This window comes from Actinokineospora enzanensis DSM 44649 (genome assembly GCF_000374445.1).
Taxonomy (GTDB): domain Bacteria; phylum Actinomycetota; class Actinomycetes; order Mycobacteriales; family Pseudonocardiaceae; genus Actinokineospora; species Actinokineospora enzanensis.
On sequence record NZ_KB894449.1, the window covers coordinates 28,552 to 42,054 of the forward strand.

9 protein-coding genes and 1 pseudogene are annotated in these 13,503 nt (G+C 69.3%); 9 read left to right on the plus strand and 1 reads right to left on the minus strand.

Annotation, left to right across the window (positions count from 1 at the left end):
* The 9 genes from C503_RS0134150 (at position 1) to C503_RS0134190 (ending at position 13,151) form a co-directional block, all read left to right on the plus strand.
* Positions 1 to 894, plus strand: coding sequence for an LLM class flavin-dependent oxidoreductase (locus C503_RS0134150; protein WP_026316987.1), 894 nt, complete (start codon positions 1 to 3; stop codon positions 892 to 894).
* Positions 891 to 3,839, plus strand: coding sequence for a lantibiotic dehydratase (locus C503_RS41925; protein WP_018686716.1), 2,949 nt, complete (start codon positions 891 to 893; stop codon positions 3,837 to 3,839). Before C503_RS0134150 ends, C503_RS41925 begins: the two co-directional genes overlap by 4 nt.
* Complete coding sequence (locus C503_RS41930) at positions 3,836 to 5,047, plus strand: lanthionine synthetase LanC family protein (RefSeq protein ID WP_018686717.1); 1,212 nt, start codon at positions 3,836 to 3,838, stop codon at positions 5,045 to 5,047. The genes C503_RS41925 and C503_RS41930 overlap by 4 nt, the downstream gene beginning before the upstream one ends.
* Positions 5,044 to 7,521, plus strand: coding sequence for a lantibiotic dehydratase (locus tag C503_RS0134165; protein WP_018686718.1), 2,478 nt, complete (start codon positions 5,044 to 5,046; stop codon positions 7,519 to 7,521). Before C503_RS41930 ends, C503_RS0134165 begins: the two co-directional genes overlap by 4 nt.
* Complete coding sequence (locus C503_RS41935) at positions 7,518 to 9,047, plus strand: YcaO-like family protein (protein WP_018686719.1); 1,530 nt, start codon at positions 7,518 to 7,520, stop codon at positions 9,045 to 9,047. Before C503_RS0134165 ends, C503_RS41935 begins: the two co-directional genes overlap by 4 nt.
* Positions 9,044 to 10,444, plus strand: coding sequence for a TfuA-like protein (locus tag C503_RS43885; RefSeq protein ID WP_018686720.1), 1,401 nt, complete (start codon positions 9,044 to 9,046; stop codon positions 10,442 to 10,444). Before C503_RS41935 ends, C503_RS43885 begins: the two co-directional genes overlap by 4 nt.
* A 328-nt stretch (positions 10,445 to 10,772) precedes the next feature.
* A complete protein-coding gene (locus tag C503_RS0134180; RefSeq protein ID WP_018686721.1) occupies positions 10,773 to 11,726 on the plus strand; it encodes a DNA-methyltransferase in 954 nt (317 codons plus the stop codon).
* Between the two features lie 85 nt (positions 11,727 to 11,811).
* Entirely contained in the window at positions 11,812 to 12,144 is a 333-nt protein-coding gene (locus C503_RS0134185; RefSeq protein ID WP_245572653.1) for a hypothetical protein, read from the plus strand.
* A 68-nt stretch (positions 12,145 to 12,212) separates the two neighbouring features.
* Positions 12,213 to 13,151 carry a DUF3846 domain-containing protein gene (locus C503_RS0134190; protein ID WP_211222508.1) on the plus strand — a complete coding sequence of 313 codons (939 nt, stop codon included), beginning with the start codon at positions 12,213 to 12,215 and terminating at the stop codon, positions 13,149 to 13,151.
* 109 nt (positions 13,152 to 13,260) lie between these two features.
* Here the strand turns inward: C503_RS0134190 and C503_RS0134195 are convergent.
* Positions 13,261 to 13,503 (minus strand): annotated as a pseudogene (locus C503_RS0134195) (IS630 family transposase); the annotation flags it as partial.

Genomic DNA, 13,503 nt, shown 5'->3' on the forward strand with positions numbered 1-13,503 from the left:
ATGCCTGCGGACGAGCACACGCCCGGGGTGTCCCTCGGGCTCATCGAGTATCTGGACCTCACCGGCACGTCGGATGTGGCGACCAGGCAACGCGTCGCGCTCGACTCGGCCCGGCTGGCGGACGACCTCGGATACCACCGGCTGTGGATCCCGGAGCACCACGGCCTGCTCAGCCCCAGCACCAATGCGCTGACCATGGCGAGCGTCGTGGGCAGTCACACCAGGCACATCCGGGTCGGCACCGCGGTGGTGCTGCTGCGGATCCGGGATCCGCACCTGACCGCGGAGGAGGTCGCCACGGCGGCGTCGTTCTGCGGGAGCAGGCTCGACATCGGGATCGGGCGCGGCGACTTCGGCGGGCCCGGCGCGGAGCTGCTCGACGGCCTCCGCAAGGGCGACGCCGCGCTGACGGACGCGATGGACCGGCTGTTCGAGGTGCTGGACAACGGGTGCGAGTGGATCCCCCGGCTGGGCATCCCGGCGGAACGCTGGCTGCACGGCACCGGAACCGGGTCGTCGGAACTGGCCGCCGAGCGCGGCCTCAGCTACTGCCACGCCCTGTTCCTGAACCCCGACATCGACACCTGCCTTGATGCCCTGCGGCGGTACCGGTCCGGGCCACGTGCGACCGGTCGGACCGCGATCGCCGTGGCGGTCGTGGCGAACGACGACACCGCGGTGGCGGCTGCCGACGCCTGCCGTCCGCCGTTCGCGGTCAACTGCGCGGGTTCGGTGCGGGAATGCGCCCGGATGATCCGACGGCTGGTCGACCTGACCGGTGTCGACGACGTGCTGGTGACCGAGATGTCCGCGCACCCGCCGGACCACTTCCGGGCCATCGAGGCGATCCGCCACGCGGTCGATCCCGAACACGCGAGAGGAACGGTGCGATGAGCGACCAGTTACCCGACCGTCGGACCGGTCGCTTCGGCCTGGTCCGCGCGGCGCTGCTGAGCATCGACGACATCCAGTCGCTGCCGGTGGACGACCCGGTGGTCTCGACCGCGGTGACCCTCGCCGCCGGGGCGCGGGTGGTGGCCGACAGCGCGCACAAGGAACGCGCGCGGCTCACCGTGCAGCGGTACCTCCACCGGATGGGCGGACGGGCGACGCCGTACGGGATCTTCGCAGGCACCGCCACCGCCGAGGTGGCCGCCGACCGGCGGCTCGTCCTCGACGAACGCCACCACCACCGGGTACGGGTCCGGGTCGACACGGGTGTGCTGGAAAAGCTGGTGCGCGCCGCGCTCGACGAGGCGAACGCGAGCGCGTGGCCGCTGCGCCTCAACCCGACGGTATCGGCATCGGAGTCGCGGCTGCGGTTCGCCAAACCCGGTGACTCCAGTGCCGACGTGGTGACCATGCGCCGCACGTCCGCGATCACCGCGGTGCACGACCTGCTCGCCGACGGCGGCACGCGGTACGGGCGGGACCTGATCGACATGTTGACCGGGCTGGCTCCGGGCACGTCACCGGAGGCGTTGGCGGCCTTCCTGGAGTCCCTGGTGCGCTCCGGGCTGCTGCTCGCCGCCCTGGACCTGATCCAACCCGGGGTCGAGCCGGACGACCTCGCCCGCGACCTGCTCGACGGCATCGGCGACAGTGAGCGAGCGGCGGCGCTCAAGGCGCTGCAAGCCGAGACCTGCGGTGTGCACGCGTTGGACGCCGACCTGCTGCCGAGGCTGAACCGGGCCTGGGCGGCCGCCGCCGAGCGTGCGTCCGAACTGGACGACGTGCCCGACCACCACCGCTTCCACGTGGATCTCGAACTGAGCGTCGACCGGCCCATGATCGACAGTGCCACCATCGACGATCTGGCCGGGGCGGTCGCCGTGATGGAGCGGCTGATCCCGCCGTTCGACCCGCTCAAGGACTTCCGGGCCGCGTTCCAGGCCCGCTACGAGGACGCGGAAGTACCCCTGCTGGCGGCACTGGACCTGGAAACCGGGCTGCTGGCGCCGAACGAGCGCGCGGTGTCGAGCGCCGCGACCTCGTCCGGCATCCGATCCGGGACCGGGCCGGGCGCGGGCGACCGGGTGGAGGTCGCGTCCGTACTGCTCCAGGCGCTGGACAAGTGGCAGCGGGACGGCGGTTCGATCGACCTCGCCGAGCTGCGGCCGCCCCGCGCCCAGGCGAGGCGGGTACCGGTCCACGCCGTTCTCGCCGCGCTGGTGGACGGGAATCCGGACGGCTATCGGAGCGTCCTGCTGGTGGGCCACCGGCGGACGTCGATCGCGCTCTTCGCCCGGTTCGCGGCAGGCAGCGAGGAGCTGACCGCGCGGCTACGCGGCATGGTGGCCGCGGAATCCGCCGAACCCGAGGGTGACGGACCACCGCCGATCAAGGCCGAACTCGTGCACAACATCGGCGACCGCATCGGCAACGTGCTGCTGCGCCCGCTGCTGTTCGACGACGTGATCGCGCTCAGTGGCGGAGCAGGCGGGACGCTGTCGCTGGACCGGCTGCGCATCTCGCTCGCCGGTGACGAGCTCCGACTCCGGGACGCGGTCACCGGACGGGACGTGCACATCGAGCTCGGCACCGCGCACAACGTGATGTCCATCGGCGTCGACCCGATCTACACGTTCCTCGGCCAGCTCCGGGGATCGGACGGTCTCGCCTGGTCCTGGGGTCCGCTGCGGGTCCTGCCGCACCTGCCGCGGGTGGTGCACGGATCCGTGATCGTCTACCCGGAACGCTGGCAGCTCGACCGCGCCGCGATGGAACGGCTCCGTTCGGCGGACGACCAAGCCGCGGCACTGCGCGCGGAGCTCGACGGACTCGGATCACGCCGGTGGGTCGCGATCGGCGTGGGCGACCGTCTGCTGCCGGTCGACACGTCCTCCGGCGAACGCACCAGGGCCATGCTCACCAGGGTCCTGTCCGGCGACAGCCTGGAGGTGACCGAGCTGCCCCAGGCCGAGTGGCCCGCGGCGACCGGCCCCACCGGCGGCCATGTCGCGGAGGCGGTCGTCTCCCTCGCCCCCGGGCCGCGTGCCCGGACGAGGCAGGCGCCGCCGTCGTTCGATCCTGACCTCGCGTCGAAGTGGGTGTACGCCAAGTACTTCACCGGCCCGGCCGCGGGCGACGCGGTGATCGGTCGTGTGCATCGACTGGCCGAGTCCCTGCGCGCCGACGAGACGGCCACCGGGTGGTTCTTCCTGCGGTACGCCGAGGATGGCACCCACATCCGGGCCCGCATCCGTCCCGCGCCAGGCCATCGCGGACGGGTCGCGGCGGCCATGGACCGGCTTGGCGACGAGTTGCGGCGGGAGGGCCTGGTAGCCCGGTTCGCCATGGACACCTACGTGCCCGAACTGGCCCGTTACGGCGGTGCGCTGATCCACCCATTCGCCGAGGAGCTGTTCGTGGCGGACAGCGACCAGGTCGCGCGGTTCGTCCACTCCAGCCCATCCGAGGAAGACCGGCTGGTGCAGGCCGTCGCCGACATCCTGCACTGGACTGATGTGCTCGTGCCCGAGCCCGCCGAGCGACTCCGGTTGGTCCAGCTCTGCGGGCGTGGCATGGGCTTCGAGTTCACGAAGACCGGCAATGCGCGCGGGAAGTTCTATCGGAAGTGCAGGCAGCACCTGGACGAGCACCTGGCGTCCGCGATACCCGATGAAACAGTCACCCACCGACTCCGCGAACTGGGTTCGGCTGTCCAGGGCCAGGCCGACGCGGCATTCCCGGTCTTCGCGTCCGCGCTGCACCTGCACTGCAACCGGTTGTTCACCGTCGATGGCAGGCGCATGGAGTTCCTGGCGCACGACCTGGCCTGCCGCAAGATCCAGGAGCGACTGGCGAAAGCCCGAGCAGCGCACACCCCGGGGGAATGATCATATTGCGGACCGACACCAACACCGGCGAGACCACGAACGGCACCATCATCGACCTGGCCCGGCAGATCTACCAGGACGCCCGCGAGGTGATCACCGAGCAGGGGAACCTGACGCTGCACCTCGACCTCGCCATGGCCTCGCTGGAGTTCCAGCGCGCCCTCGGCGAGGACTTCCGGCCGGGCGAGTCGATGGCCAAGGCGATGACCCTGTTCCGCGCGGGTCGCGACCACGAACCGTGGCTCTACGGCGGCGTCGCCCATGTCGGCTGGCTGGCCATCCAGCTCGCGAACGAGTCGGGCGCGGACATCAGCGGCCTGCACCGGATCGACGACATGATCATGAGCTGGATCCTGGAGTTCCCCGACGACCGCGATGTCGACCTGCCGTTCGGACTGCTCGGCCTGGGCGTCTACGCGCTGTCCCACCCGGTCGCGCGAGTGCGGGCCGACCTGACCGACGCGATCCTGACCGTGATCGAACGGCGGGTGGAGCACGACAACGGTGTCTTCCTCCGGCTCGCGCCGTGGGAGGCCCGGATCCGGGTCACCCCGCACCTGGTCGGGCAGCGGGATCTCGGTGTGGCGCACGGCAATGCGGGCTTGGTCAGCTATCTGGCCTCGGCCGCGATGAGCGGGCTGCCCAGTCAGGACCGGGCGGCCGCGCTGCTGACGGAGTCGCTGCGGTGGCTCACGCGGCAACGCTGCGATCTGGAAGGCACGATATTCCCACAAACCGTGGAGTCCCGGTACGCGACCGCCCGCAGTGCCTGGTGCTACGGCGATCCCGGCGTCGCACTGGCACTGACCGTGGCAGCCGAGGCGAGCGGGAACGACCAGGTGCGTGCGCTCGCCGCCGAGACCGCGGCCGCGGCGATCGCCCGCCCCGCCGAACTGACCCGCGTGCACGATGCCTGCCTGTGCCACGGTGCCGCCGGACTCGTGTGGTTCGGCCATCGCACGGCCCTCGACCACGGCCATGATACGGACGCCTACGTGACCGACTGGGTGGCGGACATCGCCCGCAGGCGGGCGGCGGGACCGTTGATCTACACCTCGGTCGTCGGCCGCCGCCGGGACCACACCTTCCTGGAAGGGGATCTCGGCACGGCGCTGGTGCTGTTGTACCGCGCGACCGGCGTCGAGCCACTCTGGCAGGAGCGGTTGCTCGGTGTGGCAGTCCGCCCCGATCGCGGGGGGCGATCATGACGGCGGCCCGCGTCGTCCTGCGAATGCCGCTGGTGTGCCTCGACGACGACCGCGTGGACCTCGTGGACGACGTGCTGACGGCGATGCTGGACCTGCCTTATACCGCCACGTTCCGCGACGCCCTCGCCGCGCCTGGCGACGCACTCCGGCATGCCGTGCTCGCGGAGACGACACCGGTCGCGGTCGGGCCCCGGAGATCACTGCGGCACGACGCGCCCCACTCCCTGCGCGTCCAACTCTCCCGGCAGGCGCTATCCGCCGTATACCAGGAAATCACCGATCAGCGCATGCCGACCCTGCACCGCAACCCGACGGCCCGCCGGGTCGGCGACGCCGTGCGCTTCCTGCCGTCCAGTGGGCGGGCGGCGGCCCGACTGCGTCGCTCACCCGCCGTCGACGCCGTGCTCGACCGGTGCCCGGCGACGAGGTCCGAGCTGGTCGAGAGCTTGCTTCAGCTGTCCCCGGACGCCGACCCGGAGGCCCTGGACGCGTTCCTGGCCGGGCTGCTGCGGGTCGGGGTGATCCTGCAGACGGACCGTCAGCCGCAGGTGGGGCAGGTGGTCGAGGCGCTCGGGGCAGCCGACCTACCCGCGGCTGCCACGGCACTCACCGACCTGGACCGCGCGTTGCGGACCGTCTCATCCGTCGCCGACCTGGCTCGCTGGCAGGTGAACGACGGTTGGGGTGCGTACACGACCGCGATCCCTGGGCTGGCCCAGGTTCCGGCGGCAGCGCGAGTGGACATCGAGACCGGCGCGGGCCCGGCCGACTGGCAGGTCGACCGCGAGACCGTCGAAGCGGCCGCCCGCGCGTCGGCGATGCTCGGCGCTCTGCCGGGGGCGGCTTTCCACACCTTCGCCCAGGAGTTCCGGACGCGGTATGGCGACGCGTCGGTACCGCTGGCCGAACTCGCCGACCCGGACTTCGGTCTGCTCCGACCGGGCCGGGACTGGCCGGGCCGGGACACGACGAGCATCGCGGTCGAGGCCCTGACGCGTTGGCTGCGCATGGGCGTGCCGGTCGACCTCGCCGACATGGTGACGCTTCCCGTGCACGCGGCGACGGGATGGGCGTCGCTGTACCTGCTCGATCACAACACGCCGGGCTGCTCCGCCGTGTTGACCCGCAGCAGCCGGGTATCACCCGCCCAGGCCACTTCCGACGTACCACTCGATTCAATCCTGGTCACGGTCACCGCCACCGACGATGTCGTACTGTCCGACAGCCGCACCGACGCGGTCATCTCCCACCCGCCCAAGGCGAGCACCGCCGACCCGCTCGGCGAAGCACTCACGCAACTACTCGCGTTGTCGGAGACCGGCTGGTCCTGGGGCGCGCTGGTCAGGCTCCCGCACCTGCCGAGAGTGGTGTACGGCGAGACGATCATCGCCCCGGAGCGGTGGCTGGTCGACCGCGAGACGCTCTCGGACAGCGCGGATGCCCTGCGCGGCCTGCTGACCGGTCTGGGCACCCGACGATGGCTCGGCCTGATCGAGCCCGACCGGGTGCTGCCCTTCGACTCGACCGACGTCGCCGCCGTGCGAGCGATTCTCGATGCCCTGCACGAAGCCACAACGCTCGCCTTCGTCGAACTACCGCAGCTGGAACACCCGGCAATCGCCACCGCGCACGGCTCGCGCTGTGCTGAGCTGATCATCGAATACCCGGGTCCGGTGTCGGGGCCCGTGGTCGTCTTCGACCGAGACGCCCAGCCGCACGGCACCGGCGTGCGGTACTCGTGCCCCGCCGCCGGATCAGCGGAGGTCGTGGCCGCGGTGCGGGCCCGAGCCGAGACCATGATCGAAGACTCGGTCATCGACGCCTGGGGATACGACCGGGACGAGCCGGACTCGCTGGTGGTGACGGTCCGGCCGGTCAAGGGCGAGCGGCACCGAGCGATCGCCGAGCTGCTGGAGCTGGGCATGGAGCTACGGTCCGCCTGCCTGGTCGGTGGGGTGGCGTTGCTTGACTGGGGCCCGCTGGTGGCCGTATGCGGCGGCTATGACGCTGCGGCGCTGATAGCGGAGCTCGAATGGGGCGACAGCGCCGATGTCGCCTCGTTTCTCGCCGACAAACCGGACCTGTCGACGCGGCTGTCCCGAGCGGTGCACGACGTGCTCACCTGGGTCCAGGGCACCGGATGGGATCTGCCGACGCGTCTGCGGCTGTTATCGGCGACCTACGCCGCCACCGTTGTCGACAACGTCGCGGTATTCCGTGCGGTGCGGCAGTCGCAAGTCCGAACCGACCCTGTCGATCCCCCCGCCAAGCACGTCGCACGACTCTGGCGGTCGGTGGTCGACGCGGTCCCAGGCCACGACATGTGGCCGAGTACCGGCCTCCCCTCCCTCGTGGCCGTGCTCCGCCGACATTGCGCGCGGTTGTTCCCGACCGACCACGACCAGTGGACGGCAGTGGTGTGCGAGCTGGCGATCCGCGCCTTGCGCGACGACCCCGGAGGTGTGCGGGCGTGACCGATTCCGACGCGGCGACCACGGCGGTGCGCAGGCTGCTCCGTGACCCGGCCCTGGTGCGGCGCCTGACCTCGGGCACGGACCTCCCCGCCTTGCTCACCGACCTCGACCTCGCGGACATCCCCGCCGAACTTCTCGGCGAGCAGCCCCCCGAGAGCACACCGGCCGAGCCGAGCGGAGTGGCCGGTGTCGGGCTGGCGCTGCTGGCCGCCGGGCGACCTGGGCCCGTCGTGCCCCGTCTCGAACACGCACCGCCCGCCACCCCGACCCCGCCGCCGGGTGACGGGCCGCACCTGACGGAGATCAAAGTCCACGGGCAGACCCTGCGCGCGGCCAAGCTGGACGGCGAGCTGCGCAGTGTCCCAGTCACCGAGACGCTACGACGGATCCAGCCGCTGTTCGCAGGCGCCGGGATCACCCGGCTCGCCGACATCACCGGCCTGGACCGCGTGGGCATCCCGGTCACGATGGCCATCAGGCCGAACGGCCGGACCCTGAGCAACCACGCGGGCAAGGGCACGAGCCTGGACGCCGCGATGGCGTCGGCGGCGATGGAGGCGCTGGAGAACCACTACGCGGACGAATGGCGTCCGGACACCTTCCGATGCTCGTACCGACAGGTCCGGCAGCTGGGGGCGGTGCCGGAGTGGCACGACCTCCCGCTCGCCCGGCACGCCCCCCGACCCGAGTCCTGGCCGTACCTCTGGACCTGGGGCTGGGACCTGATCAACGACGAACAGGTCGCCCTGCCCGTTTCCATGCTGCACATGGGGAACCGGGATGAACGAATCCTCGACCTCTGCGCGTTCCAGATCACCTCCAACGGCCTGGCATCCGGCAACAACCTGATCGAGGCGATCCACTCCGGCCTGCTTGAGGTCATCGAGCGGGACGCCTGCACCTGCCACAAGGTGCGCTGGCTCCGACGCCGGACGCCACCACCGGTGCTCGACCCGTCGACGATCGAGTCGGCCGCGGTCCACGCGCTGCTCGACCGGCTCGACGAGGCCGATGTGGACTCCGTGATCTTCGACTGCTCGGTCGACACCGCGACACCGGTGTACATGGCCGACGTGATTGATCGGTCCCGGCAGGTCCCGGGGACCTTCCGCGGGTACGGCGCGCACCTCGACCCCGAGGTCGCACTTGTCCGAGCGCTCACCGAGGCGGTACAGGCCCGCACCATCACCATCGCGGGCTCCCGGGACGACCTCTTCCGGCACCGGTACGTCCACCGCGGGTCCGAGCGGGAGTACGAACGGATGGACGCGCTCACCTCGGGCAGCATGCCGCGGGCCGACCGGCCGGGCCCCTCGGAAGCCACCACCACCGTCGAACACGACGTGCTGCTGCTGGTCGAACGGCTGCGCGGGGCAGGCCTCGACCGGGTGATCGTGGTGCGGATGAGCGATCCGGACGCCCCCATATCGGTCGTGAAAGTGGTCGTTCCCGGACTGGAGGGATACCAGATGGAGAACTTCATGCCCCAGCACCGGGCACTCGCGTTCGCGGCAGGCACCCGATGAGCGCGGTCGTGTTCCTGGGTCCGTCATTGCCCAGGCAGGAGGCAGCCGAACTGCTACCGGACGCGACCATCCTGCCCCCGGCCCGACAGTCCGATGTGATCACCGCACTGACCGAGCTGCGACCGTCCGTCATCGCCCTCGTGGACGGCGAGTTCCACCAAGCGAGATCCGTGTGGCACAAGGAGTTGCTGCACGTCCTCGCCCAGGGAGTGCCGCTATACGGCTGCTCCAGCATGGGCGCACTACGCGCCGCCGAACTCGCCGCGTTCGGCATGCGCGGCCGGGGCGAGGTCTTCGCCCGATACGCCTCCGGCGAACTCGTGGACGACGACGAGGTCGCGCTGGCATACCACCAGGAAGACGGCAAGTACCGGGCGATGTCCGAACCGATGGTCAACATCCGGGCCACCGTGACGAGCGCGGTCGCCGCAGGCGTCATCAGCGCCGAGATCGGCACGGTGGCGCTGATGACGGCGAAGAACCTGGAATACCCGCAGCGCCACCGCGCGGCCGTCCTGCAAGGGATGCGCGCGGGCCAGGTGGACAAGTCCGCAGTGGCCGCCCTGACCCAGTTCTGGCGAGACCACGCGGTCGACATCAAAGCGGAAGACGCCCGCTCACTACTCCGCGAACTACGCGACGGCGCTCTTCCACCTCCACCGGCACTGGTACTGGTACGCACGGAGAGCCTCGACAGCCTCATCGAGCGCGAACGGCGTATCCACGTCAACGGCCGAGAGCTGCCCCTTGCCGAGGTTGCCGACTACGTCCAACTCCACCACCCGGATCGGGACGCAGTCACCACCGCCGCGCTCGACCGAGGGCTGGCACTCACATTGGCGACGCTGCTGAACGTCCGCCCCACCGAGTCGGAGATCCGCCGCACGACAGAACAATGGCGCCGCAAGCACCGACTCGTCGGCGACGATGAATTCGCGGCATGGTTGACACGCAACCACCTGTCCAGCGCGGATTTCGACGCACTCGCCCTCGATACCGCCAAGTGCCAGGCACTTCACCGGTGGCTACTGGACACCAGAGGCGCCCGCGGAAGCACCGCACTGCTTCTCGATTCGCTGCGCTGGTCGGACCGGTTCGAGCAGTGGGCCGATTCCGCCGCAGAATCCAGCGCACTCGCCGACGCCGCTGAATCCCGAGTACCGCTGCGGTCGAGTGAATTGGACGTACAAGCCCTCGCCGCTACACACGAACTGGAGGTCGGGGTCGACTGCCCGGCAGACGACCACAGTGGATTCCTCAGCCCCGAGGAACTAGCCCGCGCCCTGACCAGAGCCGCCGCCGCGCGAGCGGAACTCCGACACAGACTCCAGCAAGCCGCTGATCTGCTCCCGGCATCGACTCACCAACCGATGAAAAAGACCGGACGCTCGACATGAGCATCCGGTCTCAAGGTGAAGACATGAACGTGTCCCAAAGGGGACTCAACTTGAACCCTGTCCTCGCGCGATACGTCCGCGAACACGCAACTCAAGGCTAGAGCGGGATCGGCAACTACGGCCAGGGCCACGCGGCCCGGCCACGCCCCGGCGTCCTCATCGGGACGTCGGGGCACTCCTCAACAACTAAACAGAGAACCCATCTATGCAACCACCCACCCAGCTAGGAGGTGATCTTCAAGGCGGCCCACGCGCCACGAATCTCCCTCGCAACACGATCCTCATTGGGGATGTCCGAGAGCGCTTGGCCGAACTACCGGCCGCGTCAGTGGACACCATCATTACCAGCCCGCCGTACTTCGGCGTCCGTGACTACGGCCATGAGCAGCAGCTCGGAGCCGAGTCGGACGTAGACGGCTGGGTCAACGGCCTACGACTCGTCGCCCGCGAACTGGCCCGCGTCCTCCGACCGAGTGGTTCTCTCTGGCTCAACCTCGGCGACAGCTACTCCCGCCGTCCGGCCGAGGGGGCCTCACCCAAGAGTCTCCTTCTCGGCCCTGCGCGAGTGGCTTTAGCCCTGGTCCGTGACGGGTGGACGCTGCGCAACGAAGTCATCTGGGCCAAGACCAATCCCATGCCATCGTCAGTGGCCGACCGGCTGACCACTACGCACGAGTTGATCTACTTCTTCACTCGTTCGACTCGCTATCACTTCGACCTCGACCCCATTCGGCAGCCGCTCGTGTCCGGCAAGCGCCAGAACCCCAGCGATACGCCGCGTAGCTACCCACCAGCGGGCATCGGGGCAACGAATCGCAAGGGCTGGACCCTCAATGACAACCGCGGACTCTCTCGCCTGAAGGCCTCCGGCCTATCCGGCCACCCGCTCGGCAAGAACCCCGGCGATGTCTGGAGTCTCCCGACCGCTGGGTTTCGGGGCGGTCACTTCGCTGCCTTCCCGATGAGCCTGGCCGAACGCCCCTTGCTCGCCACCTGCCCGGAACGGGTCTGCTCCGAATGTGGCGTGTCGTGGCATCGCGCGCTCGAGCGCCGAGACGGCCGCCTGCTGGCCGTTGGCGACTTGGAACCGACCTGTATATGTGGCGCTGACGGCGTGCCCGGTGTCGTGCTGGACCCCTTCATGGGCACCGGCACGACTGCCCTGGCCGCCGAGAAGCATGGCCGCGACTGGATCGGCATTGAGCTGAGTCCAACATATGCGGAGTTGGCCGAGCAGCGCCTTCACACGCAGCGGGCCAAGCGGCGCAGGCCAGCCGCGTAAGCCATGACACCTCATCGGTGTCATGCGGCCGAACTCGTCATCTCACAAGGAGATGGCCGGTCGCACCAACACCGAGGAGGCTTCCGTGACCACGGAACCCCGCAATGGCGGCAGCGTGAAGACCCTGGGCATCAAGGTGCCCGACGCCCTTCACGCTCAGTTCGCCCTCGTCGCGCAGCTCGACGGCATCTCCCTGGGGGATGCGGCGATTCGAGCGGTCGAGCTGTACGTCACCACCAAGAAGGCAGAGCCGGACTTCGCCGCTCGCGCCAAGGCCGCGCTCGAAGCGATCGAGCGCGAGGCAGCCGCCAGGCGCGGCGCAATCCAGGGCCTGTTCGGGTCGGAAGACCCGACGGCCGAGACGCCTACCGAGACCACCACGTCAACGCGGCGCCGCAGCGGTGAGGCTTCCAAGTAAGGACGGAAGCCCCCGCTGACCCGGAGCGGAGCGGCGGCCAAACGGCCGCCCTCCGCTCCACAACCCACTTGCACATCAGACCGTTTCCCGACCCAACGCGGGCGGCGGCCTGGTGTGGAACGGACCGCCCACCAGGCAACAGCCCAACGGTCCAGAAGCGAGCGGCAACCTTGATTACCGCCATCGTCATACCCGTCGATCCGGGTCAACCGATCCGGCTCCAGCAGCTCGAAACGAGTGACATCGACGCCTACCAGCAGATCGTGGGAGGCAACCTCCAGATCGTCGGTCTCGAACGACCGGCGGCCGGGATGTACCTCAACGAGTCCGGCAAGCTGAACCGGATGCGCGTCAACCACCGAGCCACAACGCTCGTGTGGGTGCACAACTCGGCGTTCCGGAATCACGATGTGATCGTGGGACCGGCGCTCATCGTCGGTCCGCCGAATCGCCACGGCGACGACACCTCGGCCCCGCAGGACCTCATCGACCTGCTGCTACACAGCGAGCGCTACCGCGTCCAACTCTGGACCGGCGGCGACTCTCAGTGGACGAGCGACCCAGAAGTGTTCACCGACTGGACGGAGGCCTACCGCTACGCCTTGCAGCAGGTCGAGACGCAAGAGGGCGCTCAGGAGGTCCGGGTCGTCGCCGAGCTGGCCGATGAACTGCGCGAGCAGTGGTTCAAGCTCGGCATCGAGAACCCGTGGATCAGTTCCGTGGACGACCCGCCGTTCACCCGGAACAGCTTGGTCGGCTGCTACAGCGTTGAGGAGCTGGAACAGAACATCGGGCACGGCAACTGGGCGATCGGCACCGCGTTCTACTACCGCGACCTGTGCTTCATCAACCAGGTCGAGGGTGGTGACGAGTGGCTGACCATCCGGCACGGCATCCCGTTCGAGTCCATGACGTTGGAGCCGAGTATCGAGGAAGGAAGGTTCGCTTCGCTCATCCGTAGGCTCCTGGCCGCTTCAAAGGAGCAGTGTCAGACGCTCACGTACTGAGCAAAACGTCCGTCGCCCTGGCCTTACAGCCCAGGGCGACGGACGCCCAACGCATACACAATTTGCGTGAGGGAAAGCAGCCCGCTAGTGTGTCGTGATCCTGCTGTGCTTACTTGGCGTTGTTGTCCACGAGCTTTCTGACGTTCTGCTGGACCAGGCGGACCTTGGCGAGGATCTCGTCGGCGGTGGCGGTCCAGCGGAACGGCTGGGCGTTGGTGTTCCAGTGGGTGATGTAGTCGCGGATCTGCTTGATCAGGACCGAGACGGAGCTGAATGTGCCGCGGCGGATGGCCTGGCGGGTGATGATCCCGAACCAGATCTCGATCTGGTTCATCCACGACGAACCGATCGG